Annotated in this window: 19 protein-coding genes and 1 tRNA gene; all 20 read left to right on the top strand. The window is 41.2% G+C overall.

What is annotated here, in order from left to right:
* Positions 1-13 precede the first annotated feature (13 nt).
* Positions 14-1,837, top strand: a complete 1,824-nt coding sequence (gene lepA / locus I6G42_RS07670) for a translation elongation factor 4 (RefSeq protein WP_038805369.1) — start codon at positions 14-16, stop codon at positions 1,835-1,837.
* A gap of 166 nt (positions 1,838-2,003) precedes the next feature.
* Entirely contained in the window at positions 2,004-2,852 is an 849-nt protein-coding gene (dprA, locus tag I6G42_RS07665; RefSeq protein ID WP_038805368.1) for a DNA-processing protein DprA, read from the top strand.
* Positions 2,853-2,970: 118 nt separating this feature from the next.
* Entirely contained in the window at positions 2,971-5,058 is a 2,088-nt protein-coding gene (gene topA / locus I6G42_RS07660) for a type I DNA topoisomerase (RefSeq protein ID WP_038805367.1), read from the top strand.
* Between the two features lie 105 nt (positions 5,059-5,163).
* Entirely contained in the window at positions 5,164-5,523 is a 360-nt protein-coding gene (locus I6G42_RS07655; protein ID WP_001220344.1) for a YbaN family protein, read from the top strand.
* A 92-nt stretch (positions 5,524-5,615) separates the two neighbouring features.
* Positions 5,616-6,248, top strand: a complete 633-nt coding sequence (locus I6G42_RS07650; RefSeq protein ID WP_038805365.1) for a copper homeostasis protein CutC — start codon at positions 5,616-5,618, stop codon at positions 6,246-6,248.
* A gap of 43 nt (positions 6,249-6,291) precedes the next feature.
* A complete protein-coding gene (locus I6G42_RS07645) occupies positions 6,292-6,948 on the top strand; it encodes an MmcQ/YjbR family DNA-binding protein (protein ID WP_038805364.1) in 657 nt (218 codons plus the stop codon).
* 314 nt (positions 6,949-7,262) lie between these two features.
* Positions 7,263-8,825: a 2-isopropylmalate synthase gene (locus I6G42_RS07640; RefSeq protein ID WP_038805363.1), complete on the top strand. Its 1,563-nt coding sequence runs from the start codon at positions 7,263-7,265 to the stop codon at positions 8,823-8,825.
* Between the two features lie 11 nt (positions 8,826-8,836).
* Complete coding sequence (gene leuB, locus I6G42_RS07635; RefSeq protein ID WP_038805362.1) at positions 8,837-9,874, top strand: 3-isopropylmalate dehydrogenase; 1,038 nt, start codon at positions 8,837-8,839, stop codon at positions 9,872-9,874.
* Entirely contained in the window at positions 9,871-10,140 is a 270-nt protein-coding gene (locus I6G42_RS07630; protein WP_000700091.1) for a DUF1294 domain-containing protein, read from the top strand. The genes leuB and I6G42_RS07630 overlap by 4 nt, the downstream gene beginning before the upstream one ends.
* Before the next feature lie 3 nt (positions 10,141-10,143).
* The gene (gene leuC / locus I6G42_RS07625; protein WP_038805361.1) at positions 10,144-11,526 is read left to right on the top strand and encodes a 3-isopropylmalate dehydratase large subunit; all 1,383 of its coding nucleotides are present in this window, start codon (positions 10,144-10,146) and stop codon (positions 11,524-11,526) included.
* A gap of 9 nt (positions 11,527-11,535) precedes the next feature.
* Positions 11,536-12,129: a 3-isopropylmalate dehydratase small subunit gene (gene leuD / locus I6G42_RS07620; RefSeq protein WP_038805360.1), complete on the top strand. Its 594-nt coding sequence runs from the start codon at positions 11,536-11,538 to the stop codon at positions 12,127-12,129.
* A 29-nt stretch (positions 12,130-12,158) separates the two neighbouring features.
* The gene (locus tag I6G42_RS07615) at positions 12,159-12,938 is read left to right on the top strand and encodes an L-threonylcarbamoyladenylate synthase (protein ID WP_038805359.1); all 780 of its coding nucleotides are present in this window, start codon (positions 12,159-12,161) and stop codon (positions 12,936-12,938) included.
* Between the two features lie 149 nt (positions 12,939-13,087).
* Positions 13,088-15,010, top strand: a complete 1,923-nt coding sequence (locus tag I6G42_RS07610) for an McrB family protein (protein ID WP_038805358.1) — start codon at positions 13,088-13,090, stop codon at positions 15,008-15,010.
* Positions 14,997-16,295 carry an McrC family protein gene (locus tag I6G42_RS07605; protein WP_038805357.1) on the top strand — a complete coding sequence of 433 codons (1,299 nt, stop codon included), beginning with the start codon at positions 14,997-14,999 and terminating at the stop codon, positions 16,293-16,295. The genes I6G42_RS07610 and I6G42_RS07605 overlap by 14 nt, the downstream gene beginning before the upstream one ends.
* Before the next feature lie 179 nt (positions 16,296-16,474).
* The gene (locus I6G42_RS07600; protein WP_000931191.1) at positions 16,475-17,461 is read left to right on the top strand and encodes a GMP reductase; all 987 of its coding nucleotides are present in this window, start codon (positions 16,475-16,477) and stop codon (positions 17,459-17,461) included.
* A 67-nt stretch (positions 17,462-17,528) separates the two neighbouring features.
* Positions 17,529-17,600 (top strand) — tRNA-Arg (locus tag I6G42_RS07595).
* A 172-nt stretch (positions 17,601-17,772) separates the two neighbouring features.
* A complete protein-coding gene (gene rnc / locus I6G42_RS07590; RefSeq protein ID WP_038805356.1) occupies positions 17,773-18,471 on the top strand; it encodes a ribonuclease III in 699 nt (232 codons plus the stop codon).
* On the top strand, positions 18,462-22,001 hold the full coding sequence (gene smc, locus I6G42_RS07585) for a chromosome segregation protein SMC (RefSeq protein ID WP_038805354.1): 3,540 nt from the start codon (positions 18,462-18,464) through the stop codon (positions 21,999-22,001). Before rnc ends, smc begins: the two co-directional genes overlap by 10 nt.
* Positions 22,002-22,144: 143 nt before the next feature.
* Positions 22,145-23,071: a bifunctional riboflavin kinase/FAD synthetase gene (locus tag I6G42_RS07580; protein ID WP_038805353.1), complete on the top strand. Its 927-nt coding sequence runs from the start codon at positions 22,145-22,147 to the stop codon at positions 23,069-23,071.
* Between the two features lie 137 nt (positions 23,072-23,208).
* Complete coding sequence (locus tag I6G42_RS07575; RefSeq protein WP_038805352.1) at positions 23,209-24,702, top strand: type I restriction-modification system subunit M; 1,494 nt, start codon at positions 23,209-23,211, stop codon at positions 24,700-24,702.
* Position 24,703: the final 1 nt, after the last annotated feature.

The following is a 24,703-nucleotide window of genomic DNA, read 5'->3' as shown; positions in this document are numbered from 1 at the left end:
AAGGAAGAGCATCATGAACTTAGAAGAATTAAAAAAACGACAGGAGAAAATCCGGAACTTCTCTATTATCGCCCATATTGACCATGGGAAATCAACCCTAGCAGACCGCATTTTGGAAAAGACGGAGACGGTTTCTAGTCGTGAAATGCAAGCCCAGCTTTTGGATAGTATGGATCTTGAGCGTGAACGTGGGATTACCATTAAACTCAATGCCATCGAGTTGAATTACACTGCGAAAGATGGGGAGACCTATATTTTCCACTTGATTGACACGCCAGGGCACGTGGACTTTACCTATGAAGTGTCGCGTTCGCTAGCTGCCTGTGAAGGAGCGATTTTGGTGGTTGATGCGGCCCAAGGGATTGAGGCGCAAACTCTTGCTAACGTTTATCTAGCTTTGGACAATGATTTGGAAATTCTGCCAGTCATTAACAAGATTGACCTACCAGCAGCCGATCCAGAACGTGTTCGTACAGAGATTGAGGATGTCATTGGACTGGATGCCAGCGAAGCGGTCTTAGCTTCAGCCAAAGCTGGTATTGGTATTGAAGAAATTCTTGAGCAGATCGTAGAGAAAGTGCCAGCCCCAACTGGTGATGTAACGGCGCCACTCAAAGCCTTGATTTTCGACTCGGTCTATGATGCTTACCGTGGGGTTATCCTCCAAGTGCGTGTTATGGACGGAGTGGTTAAACCTGGCGATAAAATTCAACTCATGAGCAATGGCAAGGCCTTTGATGTGACGGAGGTGGGAATTTTCACGCCGAAAGCAGTAGGGCGTGATTTCCTAGCCACAGGTGACGTTGGTTATATTGCGGCTTCCATCAAGACGGTTCAAGATACGCGTGTTGGTGATACAGTGACCCTAGCAAGCAATCCAGCAGCAGAACCGCTAGATGGGTACAAGCAGATGAATCCTATGGTCTTTGCAGGTCTTTACCCAATCGATTCAAACAAGTACAATGACCTTCGTGAAGCCCTTGAAAAATTGCAACTTAACGATGCTAGCTTGCAGTTTGAACCAGAAACATCTCAGGCGCTTGGATTTGGTTTCCGTTGTGGATTCCTTGGACTTCTCCATATGGATGTTATCCAAGAGCGTTTAGAGCGTGAGTTCAACATTGACCTCATCATGACAGCTCCGTCTGTTATTTATAAGGTTAACCAAACTGATGGTGAGTCTATGGATGTGTCTAACCCCTCTGAATTTCCAGACCCAACTAAGATCGCGACCATTGAAGAACCTTATGTTAAAGCGCAAATCATGGTACCGCAGGAGTTTGTCGGAGCAGTTATGGAACTAGCTCAGCGCAAACGTGGTGACTTTGTAACCATGGATTATATTGATGACAATCGTGTCAATGTTATCTATCAAATTCCGCTTGCTGAAATCGTCTTTGACTTCTTTGATAAGCTCAAGTCTTCAACGCGCGGTTATGCAAGCTTTGACTACGAATTGTCAGAGTACCGCCCATCTAAGCTAGTGAAAATGGATATCCTTCTCAATGGTGATAAGGTCGATGCACTCAGCTTTATCGTTCACAAGGATTTCGCCTACGAACGTGGGAAACTCATCGTGGATAAGCTCAAGAAAATCATCCCTCGTCAACAATTTGAGGTGCCGATTCAAGCAGCTATTGGGCACAAGATCGTGGCCCGTACTGATATCAAGGCCCTTCGTAAGAATGTACTTGCTAAGTGTTACGGAGGTGACGTTTCTCGTAAACGCAAACTCCTTGAAAAACAAAAAGCTGGTAAGAAACGCATGAAAGCTATCGGATCAGTAGAAGTCCCACAAGAAGCCTTCCTCAGCGTTTTGAGTATGGATGAAGAATAGAAATATAAAATAAAACTCTTGAAGATTTCTCAAGAGTTTTTTGTGTTTTTGATGAACCAAGTTATCACATACGAAAGTTGGATAAATACAAAAATCAGTTTATCATGTCTTCTTTTTATTTTTTTTACGAATAGATAGATGAGTAGAAAAAGAAATGGAGTTGTATATGAAGATCACAAACTATGAGATTTACAAATTGAGAAAAGCTGGACTGACCAATCAACAAATTTTAACAGTTCTTGAATATGACGAGACTGTAGATCAGGAGCTCTTGCTAGGTGATATTGCTGAAATATCTGGGTGCCGTAATCCTGCTGTCTTTATGGAACGCTATTTCCAGATAGATGATGCACAGTTGGAGAAGGAGTTCCAAAAATTTCCATCCTTCTCGATTCTTGATGACTGTTATCCTTGGGATCTGAGTGAGATTTATGATGCTCCAGCGCTCTTGTTTTATAAAGGAAATCTGGACTTGTTGAAGTTTCCAAAGGTTGCTGTTGTAGGGAGTCGTTCATGTTCTAGTCAGGGAGCAAAGTCGGTTCAGAAAGTCATTCAAGGTTTGGAAAACGAGTTAATCGTGGTCAGTGGTTTAGCCAAAGGGATTGATACGGCTGCCCATATGGCTGAACTCCAAAATGGAGGAAGAACGATTGCTGTCATTGGAACAGGGTTGGATGTTTTTTATCCCCGAGCCAATAAACGTTTGCAGGAACACATTGGCAATCACCATTTGGTACTTAGCGAGTACGGACCTGGTGAAGAACCCTTGAAATTTCACTTTCCAGCTCGTAATCGAATCATAGCAGGACTGTGTCGCGGCGTTATTGTAGCAGAGGCAAGGATGCGTTCTGGTAGTCTCATCACTTGTGAGCGAGCTATGGAGGAAGGGCGTGATGTTTTTGCCATTCCAGGAAACATTTTAGATGGCCATTCAGATGGCTGTCACCACCTGATCCAAGAGGGAGCAAAGCTGATTTCCAGTGGTCAAGATGTGCTGGCTGAGTTTGAATTTTAAGGAGAAATTTGTTCACTCAGATAAACTTTTCTTCTATACTATAGGAGTTAAGTCTTGACAGGTCTTTAAAAATGGTTTACACTTTATAAAGTTTATTACTTTGAAAAGGTGTGATAGTGTGGCTACGGCAACAAAGAAGAAAAAATCAACAGTTATGAAAAATCTAGTCATCGTGGAGTCGCCTGCTAAGGCGAAAACGATTGAGAAATATCTAGGCAGAAATTATAAGGTTTTAGCCAGTGTCGGGCATATCCGTGATTTGAAGAAATCTAGTATGTCTGTTGACATTGAAAATAACTATGAACCACAATATATCAATATACGGGGAAAAGGTCCTCTCATCAATGACTTGAAAAAAGAAGCCAAAAAAGCTAATAAAGTCTTTCTGGCGAGTGACCCGGACCGTGAAGGAGAAGCAATTTCCTGGCATTTGGCTCACATTCTCAACTTGGACGAGAATGATGCCAACCGTGTAGTCTTTAATGAAATCACCAAAGACGCAGTAAAAAATGCCTTTAAAGAACCTCGCAAGATTGACATGGACTTGGTCGACGCCCAACAAGCTCGTCGAGTCTTAGACCGCTTGGTAGGGTATTCGATTTCGCCTATTTTATGGAAAAAGGTCAAGAAGGGCTTATCAGCAGGACGTGTGCAGTCAGTTGCCCTTAAGCTCATCATTGACCGTGAAAATGAAATCAATGCCTTCCAACCAGAAGAATACTGGACAATTGATGGTGTCTTTAAGAAGGAAACCAAACAATTTCAGGCTTCTTTCTATGGTATGAATGGCAAAAAGATGAAATTGACCACCAATGAAGAAGTCAAAGAAGTCTTGTCTCATTTGACTAGTAAAGATTTCACAGTAGACCAGGTAGATAAGAAAGAACGCAAACGCAATGCCCCCCTACCTTATACGACTTCAACCATGCAGATGGATGCGGCTAACAAAATTAATTTCCGTACTCGAAAGACTATGATGGTGGCTCAACAGCTCTATGAAGGAATCAATATCGGATCGGGCGTGCAAGGTTTGATTACCTATATGCGTACAGACTCGACTCGTATCAGTCCTGTGGCTCAGAACGAAGCTGCAAGCTACATTAACGACCGTTTTGGTAGCAAGTATTCCAAGCATGGTAGCAAGGTCAAGAATGCCTCAGGTGCTCAAGATGCCCACGAAGCCATTCGCCCATCTAGTGTCTTTAACACACCAGAAAGCATCGCTAAGTACTTGGACAAAGACCAGCTCAAGCTCTATACTCTTATCTGGAACCGTTTTGTGGCTAGCCAGATGACAGGCGCTATCTTTGATACCATGGCTGTTAAGCTATCTCAAAATGGGGTTCAGTTTGCGGCAAATGGAAGCCAAGTTAAGTTTGATGGTTATCTTGCTATCTACAACGACTCTGACAAGAACAAAATGTTGCCAGATATGGCTGTTGGAGATGTGGTCAAGCAGGTCAATAGCAAGCCAGAGCAACATTTCACCCAACCGCCAGCTCGCTATTCAGAAGCGACACTTATCAAGACCTTGGAAGAAAATGGAGTTGGACGTCCGTCAACCTACGCTCCGACCATTGAAACCATCCAAAAACGTTACTACGTTCGTCTGGCAGCTAAACGTTTTGAACCAACAGAGTTGGGAGAAATTGTCAATAAACTCATCGTTGAATACTTCCCAGACATCGTCAACGTGACCTTCACAGCTGAGATGGAAGGGAAACTGGATGATGTCGAAGTTGGTAAAGAGCAGTGGCAACGTGTTATTGATGAATTTTACAAACCATTCTCCAAAGAAGTAGCCAAGGCTGAATCCGAAATGGAAAAAATCCAGATTAAGGATGAGCCAGCTGGATTTGACTGTGAAGTTTGTGGCAGTCCAATGGTGATTAAGCTCGGTCGTTTTGGTAAATTCTATGCTTGTAGTAATTTCCCAGACTGCCGTCACACACAAGCGATTGTTAAAGAGATTGGTGTCGAGTGTCCAAGCTGCCATCAAGGACAAATCATCGAACGCAAAACCAAGCGCAATCGTATCTTCTATGGTTGCAACCGTTACCCAGAATGTGAATTTACTTCCTGGGACAAACCGATTGGCCGTGACTGTCCAAAATGCGGACACTTCCTTGTGGAGAAAAAAGTCCGTGGTGGTGGCAAGCAAGTTGTATGTAGTAATGGCGACTACGAAGAGGAAAAGATCAAATAAAATGCAGAGTCCTGAAAATGAATTTCAGGCTCTTTTTACTTGAAGCTTGACAAATTTCCTCACTTTGTGGGAAACTAGTAGAAGATTATTTTATTAGGAGAAGTTATGCGCATTATTTATTTCTGTATTGGTTTTATTTCTTTGGCTCTAGCTCTTGTAGGTGTTGTCTTGCCGCTCTTGCCAACAACTCCCTTTCTTTTGCTGTCTATCGCTTGTTTTTCCAAATCTTCTAAGCGTTTTGAAGACTGGCTTTATCATACCAAGCTTTATCAGACTTATGTAGCCGACTTTCGGGAAACCAAGTCAATCGCGCGAGAACGCAAGAAAAAAATCATCGTATCTATCTATATCTTGATGGGAATTTCTATTTATTTTGCCCCTCTTTTGCCAGTCAAAATCGGTTTGGGAGCCTTGACTATCTTTATCACCTACTATCTTTTTAAAGTCATTCCTGACAAAGAATAGTTAAAATAGTAGTAATTTGCCTTGATAAAAATAAAAGCATATTTAAAATAATATGATATAATAAATTTAAAGAAAACATCAAGGAGAATCAAATGATTTACGAATTTTGTGCTGAAAATGTGACCTTGCTTGAAAAAGCGATGCAGGCTGGAGCTCGTCGAATCGAACTTTGTGACAATCTAGCAGTTGGTGGAACAACACCTAGCTATGGAGTGACCAAGGCAGCGGTTGAACTGGCAGCTAACTACGACACCACCATTATGACCATGATTCGTCCCCGTGGTGGCGACTTTGTCTATAATGATCTTGAAATAGCGATTATGTTAGAAGACATTCATTTGACTGCGCAGGCTGGAAGTCAAGGGGTTGTATTTGGGGTTTTAACTGCTGAGAAGAAGTTGGATAAGACTAATCTTGAGAAGCTGATTGCCGCATCTAAAGGAATGGAAATTGTCTTCCACATGGCCTTTGATGAATTAAGTGATGAAGACCAGTTGGAAGCCATTGACTGGTTAAGCCAAGCTGGTGTCACTCGTATCTTAACTCGTGCTGGAGTATCTGGGGACTCGCTAGACAAGCGTTTTGCCCATTATCACAGAATTTTAGAACATGCTAAAGGTAAAATTGAAATTCTACCAGGTGGGGGGATTGACTTGGATAACCGTCAAACCTTTATCGATCAGCTGGGTGTGACACAGTTGCATGGAACTAAGGTTGTCTTTTAAAAAATAGAAAGGAACTGCTAGCTTTTGGTAGCAGTTTTCACTTATGTTTGAAATTTTTAAATCCTATCAGTTTAATAAAGAAAAAGCCCATGCCTATGGTTTTGTAGAAAATGGGGAAGTCTGGACCTATAGTTACCAGATTTTGCAGGGTGACTTTTTTATAACTGTGTCCATCACTGTTGATGATGTGAGTTTTCAGGTCTTTGATCAAGAGACGGGTGATCTCTATCCTCAAGTACACATGGAAAGTATGAGGGGAAGTTTTGTCGGAAGTGTCCGTGAGGCTTGTTTGGAGATTCTTTACCAGATTCGGAAGGCTTGCTTTGATGTGCAGGATTTTATCTGTCCTCAGACTAAGCGTATCATGGATCAGGTTCAAGAAAAGTATGGTAATCAGTTGGAGTATCTGTGGGAAAAGTCGCCTGATACAGCTGTATTGCGCCATGAAGGCAATCAAAAGTGGTATGCTGTTTTGATGAGAATTCCATGGGATAAGTTAGATAAGGGGAGAGAAGGGCTAGTTGAAGCAGTCAACCTCAAACACGACCAAGTAGCTGACTTGCTTTCACAAAAGGGCATTTATCCAGCTTTTCATATGAACAAACGCTACTGGCTTAGTCTGGCGCTTGATGATACTTTGTCAGATGAAATGGTACTGAAATTGATAGAAAGAAGTTGGAACTTGACAGTGAAAAAATAAGTAAAGTTACTTGAGTTTTCAAATACTTTCAATTAGCAAAATATTCTTTACTGAAGAAATTTTCAGAAAATAATGGATTTTTTCTTGACAAGTGTTTTTAGCTATGCTAGAATACTAGACAAGATATCAAACGAAGGAGAAAGTCAAACATGAAAACAGCTAAGTTTAATCAATTTGCTTTGTTGTTGAGGTACTCGGGCTAGTGCAAAAGCATTAGTCCTGTTTGGCTTACCAAGCGGGAGTAAATCAACATCTCGCTTGGGTTTCTGAGCGAGATGTTTTTTTAAAACCATATTTGGAAAAGGGGAAATCTTATGCGTAAAGTTGAATTTTTTGATACAAGCCTTCGTGATGGGGAACAAACACCTGGTGTTAACTTCTCAATAAAGGAAAAAGTTTCCATTGCAAGGCAGCTGGAGAAATGGGGAATTTCTGTAATTGAAGCTGGTTTTCCGGCTGCTAGTCCAGATTCATTTATAGCTGTTCAAGAAATTGCTAAAGCCATGAAAAAAACAGCAGTGACAGGATTAGCTCGTTCTGTAAAATCTGATATTGATGCTTGTTATGAGGCACTTAAGGATGCCAAGTATCCACAAATTCATGTCTTTATCGCTACCAGTCCGATTCACCGCAAGTATAAGCTCAATAAGAGCAAGGAAGAGATTTTAGAAGCTATCAAGGAACATGTTTCTTACGCACGTTCTAAGTTTGAAATCGTCGAATTCTCTCCTGAAGATGCGACTAGAACAGAGTTGGATTTCCTATTACAAGTCGTTCAAACAGCGGTCGATGCAGGTGCATCTTATATCAATATCCCTGACACAGTTGGCTTTACGACTCCAGAAGAGTTTGCACGTATCTTTGATCACTTGACTGAAAATATCAAATCAGATCATAAAGTTGTCTTTGGTGTCCACTGTCACGATGATCTCGGTATGGCAACTGCAAATACTTTGACAGCAATTAAACACGGTGCTGGACGTGTCCAGGGAACTATTAATGGTATTGGTGAACGCGCAGGTAATGTTGCTCTTGAAGAAGTAGCTGTTGCTTTAAAGATTCGTGAGGATTTCTTCCAAGCAACTAGTGATATTATTTTGGATGAAACAATGAATACGTCTGAAATGGTTTCTCGCTTCTCTGGTATTCCAGTTCCTAAAAACAAGGCTGTCGTTGGTGGCAATGCCTTCTCTCATGAATCGGGCATTCACCAAGATGGAGTCCTTAAAAATCCTCTCACTTATGAGATCATCACACCTGAATTGGTCGGTGTTAAGAGTAATAGCCTTCCACTTGGTAAATTGTCTGGTCGCCATGCCTTTGTTGAGAAACTAAGAGAATTGGCTCTAGATTTTACAGAAGAGGATATCAAACCACTCTTCGCTAAGTTCAAGGCACTGGCGGACAAGAAACAAGAAATCACAGATGCAGATATTCGAGCTCTGGTAGCTGGAACCATGGTTGAAAATCCAGAAGGCTTCCATTTTGATGATTTGCAACTTCAAACCCATGCAGATAATGAGATTGAAGCGCTCGTTAGCCTAGCCAATATGGATGGTGAGAAAGTCGAATTCAATGCGACAGGGCAAGGTTCCGTTGAAGCGATCTTTAACGCTATCGATAAGTTCTTTAACCAATCTGTCCGCTTGGTGTCCTACACTATTGACGCGGTAACAGATGGAATCGATGCCCAAGCTCGTGTCTTGGTCACTGTTGAAAACAGAGATACAGAAACCATCTTTAACGCAGCAGGTCTTGATTTCGATGTATTGAAGGCTTCGGCTATTGCTTATATCAATGCCAATACTTTTGTTCAAAAAGAGAATGCAGGTGAGATGGGGCATAGCGTTTCCTACCGAGACATGCCTAGTGTGTAAAGGAGAAGGCTATGACAAAGAAAATAGTAGCTCTAGCAGGGGATGGAATCGGTCCAGAAATCATGGAAGCTGGTTTAGCGGTTCTGGAAGCTCTAGCTTCAAAAACAGGATTTAACTATGAGATAGACAGACGCCCCTTTGGAGGTGCGGGTATTGATGCTGCGGGGCATCCCTTACCTGATGAAACCCTCAAGGCATGTAGAGAAGCAGATGCTATTCTCCTTGCGGCTATCGGTAGTCCTCAGTATGATGGAGCATCGGTTCGGCCTGAACAAGGCTTGCTGGCTCTTCGTAAGGAACTCAATCTTTATGCCAATATTCGCCCTGTTAAGATTTTTGATAGTCTCAAGCATTTGTCACCTCTCAAACCGGAACGAATTGCTGGTGTAGACTTTGTCGTGGTGCGTGAGTTGACAGGTGGAATTTACTTTGGGGATCATATCCTTGAAGAGCGAAAAGCGCGTGATATCAACGACTACAGCTATGAGGAAGTAGAGCGGATCATTCGCAAGGCCTTTGAAATCGCAAGAAGTCGCAGAAAAATCGTTACTAGTATCGATAAGCAAAATGTTCTAGCGACTTCAAAACTCTGGCGCAGAGTAGCTGAGGAGGTTGCGCAAGATTTTCCAGATGTAACCTTGGAGCACCAGTTGGTGGACTCAGCTGCCATGATCATGATTACCAATCCTGCCAAGTTTGATGTCATCGTGACGGAAAATCTTTTTGGAGATATCTTATCTGATGAATCAAGCGTTCTATCAGGCACTCTTGGTGTTATGCCATCAGCCAGTCATTCTGAAAAGGGGCCAAGTCTTTATGAGCCTATTCACGGTTCAGCGCCTGATATTGCAGGTCAAGGAATTGCCAATCCTATCTCTATGATTTTGTCAGTTGCTATGATGTTGAGAGACAGTTTTGGACGTTATGAGGATGCAGAGCGTATCGAGCGTGCTGTTGAAGCTAGTTTAGCGGCTGGCATTTTAACAAGAGATATTGGAGGACAGGCTTCGACTAAGGAAATGACAGAAGCCATCATTGAAAGATTATGAAGATAAATGAAGGAATCACGCTTGCCCTCTTGATTTGGAATTTGCTGATTTTCTTGATTTATGGCATTGACAAATCCAAGGCAAGAAGAGGTGCTTGGCGCGTCCCAGAGAAAATCTTACTCATTTTAGCCCTTACTTGTGGTGGTTTTGGTGCCTGGTTGGCAGGAATCACCTTTCATCACAAGACTAGAAAATGGTATTTTAAAACAGTTTGGTTTCTCGGGATGGTGACCACGCTAGTAGCCTTATATTTTATTTGGAGGTAATGGATGGCAGGAAAATCAATTTTTGATAAATTATGGGACCGCCATGTCATCACAGGAGAAGAAGGGCAGCCCCAACTCATGTATGTGGACCAGCACTATATTCATGAAGTGACTAGTCCCCAAGCTTTTCAAGGATTACGAGATGCAGGCCGCAGATTGAGACGACCAGACTTGACATTTGGAACCTTTGACCACAATGTACCAACGGTCAACATCTATGATATTCGAGATGTTATTTCTAAGGCCCAAATTGATAAGCTTGCTGAAAATGTTGAGGAGTTTGGGATTGAACATGCGGCCCACGGTTCTGAAAAGCAGGGAATCGTTCACATGGTAGGTCCAGAAACAGGACGGACCCAACCAGGAAAATTCATCGTCTGTGGAGACAGTCACACAGCTACTCACGGAGCTTTCGGAGCTATCGCCTTTGGGATTGGGACCAGTGAGGTTGAGCATGTCTTTGCTACTCAGACACTCTGGCAAGTTAAACCCAAGAAAATGCTGGTAGAATTCACTGGTGTTCCTCAAAAAGGAGTTTATTCTAAGGATTACATTCTCGCCTTAATTGCCAAGTACGGCGTTGCCTGTGGTGTTGGCTATGTGGTGGAATATCGTGGGCAAGCAATTGATGCACTGACCATGGAAGAGAGAATGACCATCTGCAATATGTCCATCGAGTTTGGTTCTAAGATGGGAATTATGAATCCAGATCAGACTACCTATGACTATCTCAAGGGACGGGAATGTGTTCCCGAAGCTTTCGAGGAGGCGGTTGCCGATTGGAAGACGCTTGTCAGCGATGATGATGCTGTTTATGATAAGGTTATCCATATGGATGTCTCTGACTTGGCACCTATGGTGACCTGGGGAACCAATCCTGCTATGGGCGTTGACTTTGACAGTAGTTTTCCAGAAATTAAGGATATGAATGATGAACGAGCTTATCATTACATGGACTTGGAACCTGGTCAAAAGCCGGCGGACATTGAACTAGGCTATATCTTTATTGGATCTTGTACCAATGCTCGTCTCAGTGACTTGCAACTGGCTGCGCGATTTGTCAAAGGAAAGAAAATAGCTCCCAATCTAACAGCAATTGTAGTACCAGGATCGCGTCCTGTGAAACGAGCTGCTGAGAAGTTGGGCTTGGATAAGGTCTTCTTAGATGCTGGCTTTGAGTGGAGAGACCCAGGTTGCTCTATGTGCCTAGGGATGAATCCCGACAAGGTCCCTGATGGTGTCCACTGCGCTTCAACTAGTAACCGCAACTTTGAAGATAGACAAGGCTTTGGTGCTAAGACCCATCTCTGCAGTCCAGCAATGGCAGCAGCAGCAGCTATCGCAGGGCGTTTCGTAGATGTTCGGCAGATGCCAGAAGCCCAGTAAGGAGAGGATATGGAGAAATTTACAGTCTATACGGGAACGACCGTTCCTCTCATGAATGATAATATTGATACTGACCAAATCCTTCCCAAGCAGTTTCTCAAGTTAATTGATAAGAAAGGCTTTGGTAAGTACCTCATGTATGCTTGGCGTTATCTGGACGACAACTATACTGAAGATCCAGACTTTGTCTTTAACCTACCTGAATATCGCAAAGCCACTATCCTCATCTCAGGAGATAACTTTGGAGCAGGTTCGTCTAGGGAACACGCAGCTTGGGCATTAGCTGACTATGGTTTTAAAGTCGTGATTGCCGGGTCTTTCGGTGATATTCATTACAATAATGAACTCAATAATGGTATGTTGCCTATTGTCCAGTCCAGAGAGGTTAGAGAGAAACTAGCCCAGCTACAACCGACTGACCAGGTAACTGTGGACTTGGAACAACAGAAAATTATCTCACCAGTTGGAGTCTTCACTTTCGAAATTGATAGCGAGTGGAAACACAAGCTCTTAAATGGTTTGGATGATATCGGTATTACTTTGCAGTATGAAGACTTGATTGCTGCCTATGAAAAACAACGACCAGCCTACTGGCAGGACTAGAAGAAAAATAGAAAAGGAAATATAGAACTATGACAAAACACATTCAATGGAACGGAACACTTTCACAAGAAGGCTATGACATTTTAAAAGGTGAGGGCGGTTGTATCGTTTGCCCTACCAAAGTCGGCTATATCATCATGACCAGCGACAAGGCAGGACTTGAACGCAAATTTGAAGCTAAAGAACGTAACCGTAACAAGCCAGGAGTTGTCCTCTGTGGTAGCATGGATGAGCTTCGCGCTTTAGCACAACTTAATCCAGAAATCGAAGCCTTCTACCAAAAACATTGGGACGAAGACATTCTCCTTGGTTGTATCCTTCCTTGGAAACCAGAAGCTTTTGAGAAATTGAAAGCATACGGGGATGGCCGTGAAGAACTCATGACAGACGTTCGTGGTACAAGCTGTTTTGTTATCAAATTTGGGAAAGCTGGTGAACAATTGGCTGCTAAACTTTGGGAAGAAGGCAAGATGGTCTATGCTTCATCAGCTAACCCATCTGGAAAAGGAAACCGTGGTAAGGTGGAAGGTATCGGGGAACGTATCGAAGGAGCAGTGGACCTTGTCATCGAAGCAGACGACTACGTTGCATCCATCCAACCTGACAAAACGATTGAAACTCGCTACGAGCAAGGTGTGATGGTGTCTATGGTCGATAAGGACGGCAAACTCATCCCAGAACAAGGTGGAGCACGATCAATCTCACCAGCTCCAATTGTGATCCGTAAAGGACTTGACATTGATAAAATCATGATGCACTTGTCAGATACCTTTAACTCATGGGACTACCGTCAGGGAGAGTATTATTAAGATAAAAAAGAGTCTAGTGTTGAGAGGGAAGAAAGTCTCTACACTGGGCTTTTTCTTTAGAAATTCTTTCCTTTTTCTATAGGATATGATATTCTATATATGAAATACATAGTTTTTATTCGAACATTATTATAAAAGGAGTACGATTGATGCTGAAAAGGAAAGTTAGTTTAGATGATTTTTATGCTTGGTATCAAGAAAATAAAATAAGATTAAGAGAAGATGCATTTAAATATAGTATTCACAATGAAAAATTACGTGAAGAATTTCTTAAAGAATGGCCACTTGATAGAATTTTAACCATGTCTATTGATGAATATATAATTGGGAAAGGTGCCAAAAGTAATTCTTTTTGCTATGCTATTGAGGCAGGAAAGTACCAATCATTATTTATGGGAATTGGAGGCGGAGGTTCTTCAAAATTTGGTATTTATTGGAATGAGAATACCAAAAGCTACAAAAATCAAGCAAATAAAATCATTCCAGAATCAGAACTAGAAGACCGATTTAACAAATTAAAATCGGATTTGTATGAGATCATCCAAGCTGGAAGAATGTTAGATTTCAATAATCCTATTTTTGACATAAAAAAGTCAAAGAATGAGTTTATTGGGCGTTCTGCAGTAGTAACAAAACTACTTTGTATTTATTCTGAGAACCATTCTTTTTTAGGAGTAAATATGAATAGTCAGAATGAATTTTGGAATAGGTTGATTCCTCAAAGTAATCAAGGAGGGCCCTATCGTCAGAATCATGAGATTTGTAAACTATTTTCTAAAACCTATCCAGAACTAGAATCTTCAATGTTGGGTAGTATTTTATTTGAGTATTCAACACAATTTCTAGACGATAAAGAAAAGAAAGAAGAAAAAATGTCTGCAGAATATAAGGTTTATCATCCATTGAGTCAAACTCTACTACAATCCAAAAACCTCATTCTCCGTGGTGCACCTGGTACAGGAAAAACTTATCTTGCTAAAGAAATAGCTAAAGAATTAACGGATGGCAACGAAGACCAAATCGGCTTTGTACAGTTTCACCCTTCCTATGATTATACGGATTTTGTAGAGGGGTTGAGACCAGTATCAAATGGGGATGGAGCTATTGAGTTTAAGCTACAGGATGGTATTTTTAAAGATTTTTGTCAGAAAGCAAAAGAAGCCCAATTGATTGGAGGACAAGATAATTTTGATGAGGCTTGGGATTCTTACTTAGAATATATAAATGTTGCTGAAGAAAAAGAATATATAACAAAAACATCTTACTTATCTGTTAATAGTAGACAAAATTTGTCAGTAAATTATGATAGTGGTGTTCCAGGATGGTCACTACCTCGCAAATATGTTTACGAGTTGTATAAAGATAAAAATTATAATAAGCAAGAATACTACAAAAGTGGTGGAAAAACTGTCCTAGAAACTTTAAAGAAAAGATTTGGTCTGAAAGATTATATTTCTCCAACAGAAATTGACACAGACAAGAAATTCGTTTTCATCATCGATGAAATCAACCGTGGGGAGATTTCTAAGATTTTTGGGGAAATCTTTTTCTCTATTGATCCTGGTTATCGTGGTGAAAAGGGGAGTGTTTCCACCCAGTATGCTAACTTACATGAGACGGATGACAAGTTTTATATCCCTGAGAATGTCTACATCATCGGAACAATGAATGATATTGACCGTTCAGTAGATACCTTTGATTTTGCTATGCGTCGTCGTTTCCGCTTTGTTGAAGTTACTGCTGAAAGCCAAGTTGCTATGTTGGATAAAGAACTAGATATCCATGCAGAAGAAGCAAAACTTCGTCTAAGAAATTTGAATGTTGCTATCGAAAACGTTCAGGGATTAAACAGCCATTATCATATCGGACCAAGTTATTTCCTTAAGTTGAAGGATGTAGATTTTGACTATGAATTACTCTGGTCTGATTACCTTAAACCGCTTTTGGAAGATTACTTACGAGGTTCTTACGAAGAGGCTGAAACTCTGGATACATTGAAAAAAGCATTTGATCTGACAAATAATGACCAAACAGATCAGCAAGATACTGGTGATGATAATGCGGATAACTGATAATCAGTATAGAATTGCTAAAGAAGACTTTGTCGCAGAATATCCCAACCTAAGTCAAGCACTTCTTGATAGAACACTAGATAACCTTTCTAGGGAGGACAGTATTTTTATTTTCCCGAATGATTTGATAAATTCTCCTGATTTAGACAGGGACCAAAAGATTTTTGAAACAGTTAATCAGGAAATCAAGACAGGGAACGTGATTGGTTTTCTTGGATATGGTCAGGAAAGATTAACGATTTCCTCTCGTTTTTCTGATGAAAGTAACGACCATTTTTTGCATTATCTTTTACAAAAGATTCTCAATATGAATTTGACTAGTTTAGACATCGGTCTATCTCAAGAGGATAAACTCTATCAGCTTTTGATTTACCTCTTTCCCAAATATCTGCAAGCTGCTCTTCGAAAAGGTCTTTATAAGGAATACCAGAGATTTTTCCATAACGATAGTCATGTAAAGGGAGTGCTAGATGTAGGAATGCATCTTAAGAAAAATGTTCCTTTTATGGGAAGCATTGCCTATACCACTAGGGAGTTTACCTATGATAATCCACTCATGCAGTTGATTCGGCATACGATTGAGTACATTAAGAATCAGAAAGGTTTCGGAGTTCTGCTCGATAGTAATCGTGAAAATATGACAGAAATTACTCGTGTAACCTCATCTTATAAACTAGCTGATCGTGCCAAGATTATCAGAATGAATAAAATCAAACCCATCCGACACGCCTATTTTAGAGAGTATAGAAAATTACAGGAACTCTGCTTGATGATTCTGAGTAGAGAAAAGCATGGTCTTGGACCTCAAGCCCAAAAGGTACATGGTATTCTCTTTGATGTTGCCTGGCTTTGGGAAGAGTATGTTTACACCTTGTTGCCAAAAGGTTTCATCCATCCTCGAAATAAAGAAAAGAAAGGCGGCATCCTAATATTTTCTGGTGGGGAACGAAAAGTATATCCAGATTTTTATGACAGAGAACGAAAGATTGTTCTAGATGCAAAATATAAAAAACTGGAGTTTACTGAAAAAGGGATTAATCGTGAGGACTTGTTCCAGTTGATTTCCTATTCTTATATTATAAAAGCTAAGAAAGCTGGACTGATTTTTCCTAGTATAGAGCAGTCAGTAAATAGTGAGATAGGAAAAGTAGTGGGATACGGAGTCTTGCTTAAAAAGTGCTCTATCCAAATCCCTCAGAATACCTCATCCTATAGTGTGTTTTGTAAAATAATGGAAAATTCTGAAAAAATTTTTAAAAGGAATATTGATAATGAAGTGGAGTGAAACTACTCTCTCCACTTTCCTTCTCTATTCCTCAAGTAAAAACCGAACGATATAATTTGATTATTAAAAATATTTGACAAAAACTGTACTTTGGTTTATAATAAGTCAAGGAAACGTCGGAAAAGACGTAGTGATGCGAAGGCATAGGTAGGTCATTACAAAAGAAACGAGACATTGATATGTTAAATGAATTTCCAATTTTTGATTACGAAGATATTCAGTTGATCCCAAATAAATGTGTCATTAAAAGCCGTTCAGAAGCGGATACAAGTATTACGTTTGGAAAACACACTTTTAAACTACCTGTTGTGCCAGCAAATATGCAGACGATTTTGGATGAGAACGTAGCAGAGCAGCTTGCTAAGGGTGGGTACTTCTATATTATGCATCGTTTTGATGAGGCGGGGCGCATTCCTTTTATCAAACGTATGCACGATCAAGGGCTCATTGCTTCCATTTCTGTTGGTGTTAAGGACTATGAGTATGATTTTGTTAGCCAACTCAAGGCTGATGCTCCTGAGTATATCACGATTGATATTGCCCATGGTCATGCGGATAGCGTGATTTCTATGATTCAGCACATCAAGAAAGAATTACCAGATACTTTTGTCATTGCTGGGAATGTGGGAACGCCAGAAGCTGTGCGTGAATTGGAAAATGCTGGTGCGGATGCTACTAAGGTTGGAATCGGTCCTGGTAAGGTTTGTATCACCAAGGTCAAGACCGGTTTTGGTACAGGCGGTTGGCAATTGGCTGCCCTACGCTGGTGTGCTAAGGCTGCGCGTAAACCGATTATTGCCGATGGTGGGATTCGTACACACGGTGACATTGCCAAGTCTATCCGTTTCGGTGCTAGTATGGTCATGATTGGTTCCCTCTTTGCAGGACACATCGAAAGTCCAGGGAAGACAATCGAAGTTGATGGGGAACAGTTCAAAGAATACTATGGTTCAGCTTCTCAATACCAAAAAGGAGCATATAAAAATGTGGAAGGTAAGCGCATCTTACTGCCTGCTAAAGGGCACTTGCAAGACACCCTTACTGAGATGGAGCAGGACTTGCAAAGTGCTATTTCCTACGCAGGTGGACGCAAGGTTGCTGACCTCAAACACGTTGATTATGTTATCGTGAAAAACTCTATCTGGAATGGGGATGCTTCCCACTAATGGACGCTTAGTCCATCCATAAAAAACTTGTTATTAGAGCAAATTTCTGTTATAATAAAACAAGTTTCCACCCTTAGTGTAATGGATATCACGTAAGATTCCGGTTCTTAAGATGGGGGTTCGATTCCCTCAGGGTGGATGTAAACAGCCTAAAAAAGCCTTTAAATAAGGCTTTTTTCTTTATATTTCCTCCAAAATTGGAAATCTTTTTTCAAAAACTACCCAAATCTTTCCTAGTCCCGTTTTAAAGTGACTCAGAGGGCTTTTTTTGTTATAATAGAAAGGATCGTAATTATTAGAAAGAGGTCAGTATGAAAGAATTACAAACTGTACTGAAGAAGCGTTTTGCAATCGAATTTGCAGACAAAAACTTACTGGAAACGGCCTTTACTCATACGAGTTATGCCAATGAGCACCGCCTCTTAAAAATTTCACACAATGAGCGCTTGGAATTTTTAGGAGACGCTGTTCTGCAATTATTGATTTCAGAATATCTGTATAAAAAATATCCTAAGAAACCAGAGGGAGATTTGTCCAAGCTCCGTGCCATGATTGTCCGTGAGGAAAGTTTGGCTGGTTTTGCGCGTGATTGCCAGTTTGATCAGTTTATCAAGCTGGGTAAAGGAGAAGAAAAGTCTGGTGGGCGCAATCGTGACACCATTCTCGGTGATGCTTTTGAAGCCTTTCTGGGAGCTTTGCTTTTAGACAAGGATGTAGCTAGGGTAAAAGAGTTTATCTATCAGGTCATGATTCCCAAGGTTGAAGTAGGTGACTTTGAAATGATTAAGGATTACAAGACACACCTGCAAGAGTTGCTCCAGGTCAATGGGGATGTGGACATTCGCTACCAGGTGACTTCTGAGATGGGACCTGCCCATGATAAGGTTTTTGATGTAGAAGTTCTAGTTGAGGGCAAGAGTATAGGAAAAGGCCAAGGCCGTTCTAAAAAATTGGCAGAGCAAGAGGCCGCAAAAAATGCCGTTGAGAAAGGGCTTGATTCATGTATTTAAAGGAAATTGAAATCCAGGGATTCAAGTCTTTTGCTGACAAGACCAGGGTTGTCTTTGACCAAGGTGTGACAGCTGTCGTTGGGCCAAATGGATCTGGGAAGTCAAATATCACAGAAAGTCTGCGATGGGCCTTGGGAGAGTCCAGTGTCAAGAGCCTTCGTGGTGGCAAGATGCCCGATGTCATTTTTGCTGGGACTGAAAGTCGTAAACCGCTCAATTATGCCTCTGTTGTCGTGACCTTGGATAATGAAGATGGTTTTATCAAGGATGCGGGGCAAGAAATCAAGGTAGAACGCCATATCTATCGTAGTGGTGATAGCGAGTATCGGATTGATGGCAAAAAAGTCCGTCTTCGTGATGTACATGACCTTTTCTTGGATACCGGTTTGGGACGGGATTCCTTCTCCATCATCTCTCAAGGGAAGGTTGAGGAAATTTTTAACTCTAAGCCTGAAGAACGCCGTGCTATTTTTGAAGAAGCTGCTGGAGTTTTAAAATACAAAACACGCAGAAAAGAAACAGAGAGCAAACTGCAACAAACTCAGGACAACCTAGACCGTTTAGAGGACATTATCTATGAGTTGGACAATCAAATCAAGCCTCTTGCCAAACAAGCTGAAAATGCTCGGAAGTTTTTAGACTTGGATGGTCAACGCAAGGCAATTTACTTGGATGTACTGGTTGCCCAAATCAAGGAAAACAAGGCTGAACTAGAGTTGACAGAAGAAGAGCTAACGCAAGTTCAGGAACTCTTGACTAGTTATTACCAAAAGCGTGAAGAGTTAGAAGAGGAAAATCAGACTCTTAAAAAGAAACGGCAAGATCTCCAAGCTCAAATGACCAAAGACCAAGGAAGCTTAATGGATTTGACCAGTTTGATTAGTGACTTAGAGCGAAAACTAGCCCTATCCAAACTGGAATCTGAGCAGGTAGCCCTTAATCAACAAGAAGCACAAGCACGTTTGGCGACTCTGGAAGATAAGAGAAAGGCTCTAAGTAAGGAAAAGGCTGAAAAAGAAGGGAATCTGGAACAGTTAGAGGAAAGTTTAGCTGAAAACAACAAGGAACTCAATCGTTTAGAAGCAGAATTGTTGGCATTTTCAGATGATCCTGACCAGATGATTGAGCTCTTACGTGAACGTTTTGTGGCACTTTTACAAGAAGAAGCGGATGTCTCAAACCAACTGACCCGCATCGAGAATGAACTGGAGAACAGCCGTCAACTATCTCAAAAACAAGCAGATCAACTTGAGAAACTGAAAGAACAACTGGCTACAGCTAAAGAGAAGGCTAGTCAGCAAAAAGATGGGCTTGAAACTGCCAAGGAGCAGGTTCAGAGATTATTGACAGACTATCAAGTTAGTGCCAAGGAACAAGAGGAGCAGAAAGTTTCTTACCAAGCCCAGCAGAGTCAACTCTTTGACCGTCTGGATAGTCTCAAAAACAAGCAGGCTAGAGCCCAAAGTTTAGAGAATATCCTTAGAAATCATAGTAACTTTTACGCAGGTGTTAAGAGTGTTCTTCAAGAAAAAGAGCGTCTAGGTGGGATCATTGGTGCAGTCAGTGAGCATCTGACCTTTGATGTGCATTATCAAACTGCCTTGGAGATTGCACTTGGAGCCAGTAGCCAGCATATTATCGTAGAAGATGAAAACGCGGCAACAAAGGCGATTGATTTCCTAAAACGTAACAGAGCTGGTCGTGCGACCTTTCTTCCTTTGACGACTATCAAGGCGCGTACGATTTCTAGTCAGAATCAAGACGTTATCGCTGCAAGTCCAGGATTTCTGGGAATGGCAGATGAGTTGGTGTCGTTTGATAAGAGACTAGAAGCCATTTTCAAGAACTTGCTAGCCACAACGGCTATCTTTGATACCGTGGAACATGCGCGTGCAGCTGCTCGTCAAGTTCGCTATCAGGTTCGCATGGTGACACTTGATGGTACCGAATTGCGCACAGGTGGTTCCTACGCGGGTGGTGCCAATCGTCAAAATAACAGTATTTTCATCAAGCCAGAACTAGAGCAATTACAAAAAGAAATTACTGAAGAAGAAACTAGTCTGCGTTCTGAAGAGGCAAGCTTGAAGACCTTGCAAGATGAGATGGCGGTATTGACAGAAAGATTAGAATCCATCAAATCTCAGGGTGAGCAAGCTCGTATTCAGGAGCAAGGCTTGTACCTTGCTTATCAACAAACCAACCAGCAAGTGGAAGAGTTAGAAACTCTTTGGAAACTTCAAGAAGAGGAATTAAATCGTCTTTCTCTCGGAGATTGGCAAGCGGACAAGGAAAAATGCCAAGAGCGTCTTGCTACCATTGCCAGTGAAAAGCAAAATCTGGAAGCTGAGATTGAAGAGATTAAGTCTAACAAAAACGCCATTCAAGAACGTTATCAAAACTTGCAGGAACAGATTTCTCAAGCGCGCTTGCTTAAGTCCGAACTGCAAGGACAAAAGCGGTACGAAGTGACTGATATTGAACGCTTAGGAAAGGAACTGGATAGTCTGGATATCGAACAAGAGGAGATTCAGCGTCTCCTCCAAGAAAAGGTTGATAATCTCGAGAAAGTTGATACGGATTTGCTAAGTCAGCAAGAGGAAGAGGCCAAAACTCAGAAAACAAATCTCCAACAAGGTCTGATTCGCAAGCAGTTTGAGTTGGATGATATAGAGGGTCAACTGGATGATATTGCCAGTCATTTGGATCAGGCTCGTCAGCAGAATGAGGAGTGGATTCGCAAACAAACACGTGCTGAAGCTAAGAAGGAAAAAGTCAGCGAACGCTTGCGCCATCTACAAGCTCAATTAACAGACCAGTACCAGATCAGCTACACAGAGGCTCTAGAAAAAGCGCATGAGTTGGAAAATCTCAATCTGGCAGAGCAAGAGGTTAAGGATTTAGAGAAGGCTATTCGCTCGCTGGGTCCTGTCAACTTGGACGCTATTGACCAGTACGAAGAAGTTCACAACCGTCTGGCTTTCCTCAATAGCCAACGAGACGATATTTTGTCTGCGAAAAACCTGCTCCTTGAGACCATCACAGAAATGAATGATGAGGTTAAGGAACGCTTCAAATCAACCTTTGAAGCTATTCGTGAGTCCTTTAAAGTGACCTTTAGACAGATGTTTGGCGGCGGTCAGGCAGACTTGATATTGACTGAGGGAGATCTTTTAACCGCTGGTGTGGAGATTTCTGTCCAACCACCAGGTAAGAAAATCCAATCTCTCAACCTCATGAGTGGTGGTGAGAAAGCCCTATCAGCTTTGGCTTTGCTCTTCTCAATTATCCGAGTTAAGACCATTCCTTTCGTCATCTTGGACGAGGTAGAGGCGGCGCTGGACGAAGCCAATGTCAAACGTTTTGGGGATTACCTCAACCGCTTTGACAAGGATAGTCAGTTCATCGTCGTAACCCACCGTAAGGGGACGATGGCGGCAGCGGACTCTATCTATGGAGTTACCATGCAAGAATCAGGTGTCTCCAAGATTGTTTCGGTTAAGTTAAAAGATTTAGAAGAAACAATAGACTAGTTACCAAATGATAGCATCTCATAGGAGGTGCTATTTTTTAAAACTAAAATGTTAAATTTTCTCTTAAGGTCAGTTCAGGCGCAAAAAACGACATTTGGGATTTCCTCTTAGCGAAAAGACTTGCTCTATGATATAATAGTTTCATGATTACAACAGTACCTATTAAGAACGAAAAAGATATTGCAGTACCGGGTAAAACAGTCCTTGTACTAGGTTATTTTGATGGCATCCACAAGGGGCATCAGAAACTTTTTGAAGTGGCCAGCAAGGCTTCAATGAAGGATTATCTGCCAGTTGTCGTGATGACCTTTACAGAGTCGCCAAAACTTGCCTTGCAACCTTACCAACCTGAGCTCATGCTCCATATCGTCAATCACGAGGAACGTGAGCACAAGATGAAGTGGCATGGAGTAGAGGCTCTCTTCTTACTTGACTTTAGTAGCAAATTTGCTAGTTTAACGGGTCAAGAATTCTTTGATACCTATATCAAGGCTTTAAAACCAGCTATCATTGTGGCAGGATTTGACTATACCTTTGGCTCTGATAAGAAAACTGCAGATGACCTGAAGGACTATTTTGATGGAGAGATCATCATTGTTCCTCCGGTCGAGGACGAAAAGGGCAAGATTAGTTCCACACGGATTCGTCAGGCTATTCTTGATGGAGATGTAAAGGAAGTCAATCATCTGCTCGGCACTCCGCTCCCATCTCGTGGGATGGTCGTTCATGGAAATGCTCGTGGGCGTACTATCGGTTATCCAACAGCCAATCTGGTTCTAAGAGATCGAACTTACATGCCAGCAGATGGTGTCTATGTAGTCGATGTAGAAGTACAACGTCAGAGATATCGTGGCATGGCAAGTGTGGGGAAAAATGTCACCTTTGATGGCGAAGAACCACGTTTTGAAGTCAATATTTTTGACTTTTCAGATGACATTTACGGTGAGACCATCATTGTTTACTGGCTGGACCGTGTCCGTGATATGGTCAAATTTGACTCCGTAGAGGAACTGGTAGACCAACTCCAGAAAGACGAAGAGATTGCTCGGAACTGGAAGGATGAAGAGTAAAAAAGTGAACTATATTTTGTGTTTGCTTTTTTATTTTTGAAAGAAATTTTTATAGCGAGAAACATAATTGAAGCTTGATTGAAAATCTGTTAAAATAGTGATATTCATAACTTTAAAAACCAAAGAAAAGAGACTATATGATTACAGGCGAATTAAAAAGTAAAATCGATCAACTGTGGGAAATGCTGTGGACTGAAGGAAATGCAAATCCTCTAACAAATATTGAACAATTGACTTATCTTCTGTTTATGAAGGATTTGGATAGTGTCGAACTTGGACGCGAAAGCGATGCTGAGTTTCTAGGGATTTCTTATGAGGGAATTTTTCCAAAAGACAAACCTGAATACCGTTGGTCGACATTTAAAAATATAGGAGATGCTCAGGAAGTTTATCAATTAATGACTCAGGAGATTTTTCCATTTATGAAGAATCTTAAGGGTGATACTGACGATACAGCTTTTTCACGTTATATGCGAGAAGCTATCTTTCAAATTAATAAACCTGCTACGCTCCAAAAGGTGATTTCTATATTAGATGAATTTCCAACTAGAGGGTCAGATATAGATTTTTATAATGACACACAGGGAGTTAATGATATTGGCGACATCTATGAATATCTGCTATCAAAATTGTCAACCGCAGGTAAAAATGGACAATTCCGTACACCTCGTCACATCATCGATATGATGGTTGAGTTGATGCAACCAACTATCAAGGATATTATCTCAGATCCTGCTATGGGGTCTGCTGGTTTCTTAGTATCTGCTAGCCGCTACCTAAAGCGTAAAAAAGATGAATGGGAAACCAATCCAGATAATATCAACCATTTTCATAACAATATGTTTCATGGAAATGATACGGATACAACCATGCTTAGACTTGGTGCAATGAATATGATGCTGCATGGAGTGGAAAATCCACAAATTAGTTATCTTGACTCACTATCTCAAGATAATGAAGAAGCAGATAAGTACACTCTAGTTTTAGCAAATCCTCCATTTAAAGGGTCACTTGACTACGATTCAACTTCAAATGATCTTCTTGCGACTGTAAAAACCAAAAAAACAGAATTGCTTTTCCTTGCTCTTTTCTTGCGTACATTGAAACCAGGGGGGCGTGCAGCAGTTATTGTACCTGACGGTGTCCTCTTTGGTTCTTCTAAAGCCCATAAAGGAATTCGTCAGGAAATTGTAGAGAATCATAAATTGGATGCTGTAATATCAATGCCAAGTGGCGTTTTCAAACCTTATGCTGGAGTTTCAACTGCCATTCTCATCTTTACAAAAACTGGAAATGGTGGAACGGATAAGGTCTGGTTTTACGATATGAAAGCAGATGGTTTAAGTTTGGATGATAAACGACAACCGATCAGTGATAATGATATTCCAGATATTATTCAACGTTTCCATCAACTTGAAAACGAAGCAGAACGTAAGAGAACGGACCAGTCTTTCTTTGTTCCAGTCGATGAGATAAAGGATAATGATTATGATTTATCGATCAATAAATACAAAGAAATCGAGTATGAAAAAGTTGAATATGAACCAACAGAAGTCATCTTAAAGAAAATTAATGATCTAGAAAAAGAAATTCAAGCTGGCTTAGTGGAGTTAGAGGAATTGCTCAAGTAGG

This window comes from Streptococcus oralis, assembly GCF_016028255.1.
Classification (GTDB): domain Bacteria; phylum Bacillota; class Bacilli; order Lactobacillales; family Streptococcaceae; genus Streptococcus; species Streptococcus oralis_AC.
This window is presented reverse-complemented; position numbering and strand designations above follow the sequence as displayed.

Bases quoted from the DNA above. Each gene is read 5' to 3' on its own strand.
- lepA (WP_038805369.1), top strand. From the start codon at position 14: ATGAACTTAGAAGAATTAAAAAAACGACAGGAGAAAATCCGGAACTTC.
- dprA (WP_038805368.1), top strand. From the start codon at position 2,004: ATGAAGATCACAAACTATGAGATTTACAAATTGAGAAAAGCTGGACTG.
- I6G42_RS07655 (WP_001220344.1), top strand. From the start codon at position 5,164: ATGCGCATTATTTATTTCTGTATTGGTTTTATTTCTTTGGCTCTAGCT.
- I6G42_RS07650 (WP_038805365.1), top strand. From the start codon at position 5,616: ATGATTTACGAATTTTGTGCTGAAAATGTGACCTTGCTTGAAAAAGCG.
- I6G42_RS07645 (WP_038805364.1), top strand. From the start codon at position 6,292: ATGTTTGAAATTTTTAAATCCTATCAGTTTAATAAAGAAAAAGCCCAT.
- I6G42_RS07640 (WP_038805363.1), top strand. From the start codon at position 7,263: ATGCGTAAAGTTGAATTTTTTGATACAAGCCTTCGTGATGGGGAACAA.
- leuB (WP_038805362.1), top strand. From the start codon at position 8,837: ATGACAAAGAAAATAGTAGCTCTAGCAGGGGATGGAATCGGTCCAGAA.
- I6G42_RS07630 (WP_000700091.1), top strand. From the start codon at position 9,871: ATGAAGATAAATGAAGGAATCACGCTTGCCCTCTTGATTTGGAATTTG.
- leuC (WP_038805361.1), top strand. From the start codon at position 10,144: ATGGCAGGAAAATCAATTTTTGATAAATTATGGGACCGCCATGTCATC.
- leuD (WP_038805360.1), top strand. From the start codon at position 11,536: ATGGAGAAATTTACAGTCTATACGGGAACGACCGTTCCTCTCATGAAT.
- I6G42_RS07615 (WP_038805359.1), top strand. From the start codon at position 12,159: ATGACAAAACACATTCAATGGAACGGAACACTTTCACAAGAAGGCTAT.
- I6G42_RS07610 (WP_038805358.1), top strand. From the start codon at position 13,088: ATGCTGAAAAGGAAAGTTAGTTTAGATGATTTTTATGCTTGGTATCAA.
- I6G42_RS07605 (WP_038805357.1), top strand. From the start codon at position 14,997: ATGCGGATAACTGATAATCAGTATAGAATTGCTAAAGAAGACTTTGTC.
- I6G42_RS07600 (WP_000931191.1), top strand. From the start codon at position 16,475: ATGTTAAATGAATTTCCAATTTTTGATTACGAAGATATTCAGTTGATC.
- rnc (WP_038805356.1), top strand. From the start codon at position 17,773: ATGAAAGAATTACAAACTGTACTGAAGAAGCGTTTTGCAATCGAATTT.
- smc (WP_038805354.1), top strand. From the start codon at position 18,462: ATGTATTTAAAGGAAATTGAAATCCAGGGATTCAAGTCTTTTGCTGAC.
- I6G42_RS07580 (WP_038805353.1), top strand. From the start codon at position 22,145: ATGATTACAACAGTACCTATTAAGAACGAAAAAGATATTGCAGTACCG.
- I6G42_RS07575 (WP_038805352.1), top strand. From the start codon at position 23,209: ATGATTACAGGCGAATTAAAAAGTAAAATCGATCAACTGTGGGAAATG.